Below are 774 nucleotides of genomic sequence, written 5' to 3'. Positions count from 1 at the left end.
CGCCGGGCGTGAACGGCAGCGGGTGGGTGCCGACCGGGCGGCCGGACAGCATGGTGCCGTTGGTCGAGCCGAGGTCGGCGACGGTGATCGCGCCGTCGGGGCCGACCGCGATCTCGCAGTGCAGCCGTGACACGTCGGGGTCGTCGAGCGGCACGTCCGCGTCGGCGGAGCGGCCGACACCGGCCTGCCCGCCCTGCAGCAAGTGCACGCCGCCCGCGTCGGGGCCGCCCACCACATGCAGCGTCGCGAGGTCGGCGGACGGCCTGCCGTACTGCCCGAAGCGCCCGTACTGGCCGTGGTCGCCATGTTGCTCGGCGGGGGCGTGCAGGGAGATGAGCGCGCCGTCCACGAGTGGCGGGACGCCGAGCACCGCGGTGGGGGCGAGCCGGCCGGTGCCCGCGTACAGGGCCACGGAGCTGCCCGAGGAGCGGCCACCGGGCTGGGCCGAGCCGGCCGCCGAGGCCAGGGCGCCCGCGACGGTGCTCAGCGTGGTGCCCGCGGGAGCGGTGACGAGCACGTCACAGCCGCGGGCTGCCCGGCCGCTGCCGCGCGGCCCGAGGACGGTCAGCCGGATCTGCATCTCGTCCGCGGTCCCTTCTCCCCGTGGCCCGGGTACGCGCCGGGAAGATCCTCCCCGCCCGCGCCCGCGCCTCGACGTACACCTACGCAGTCACGCACGCAGCGGCTCGACGTTCGACGTTCGACGCTCGACGGACGTGCGTACGCGGTGACTTGACGCATGCATCCTCCCACCCCCCGGCGGCAGTTCGCCCC

The 774-nt window shown here is 76.2% G+C and carries 1 protein-coding gene; it reads right to left on the bottom strand.

What is annotated here, in order from left to right:
• Positions 1-580 (bottom strand): FHA domain-containing protein (locus tag AC13HU_RS37865; protein WP_483046536.1); only part of this gene is annotated, 580 nt, incomplete at its 3' end.
• Positions 581-774: the final 194 nt, after the last annotated feature.

The organism is Streptomyces sp. NH27 (assembly GCF_056859195.1).
Note: the sequence above shows the minus strand (reverse complement) of the source record. Positions and strands in the feature narration are given on the sequence as shown.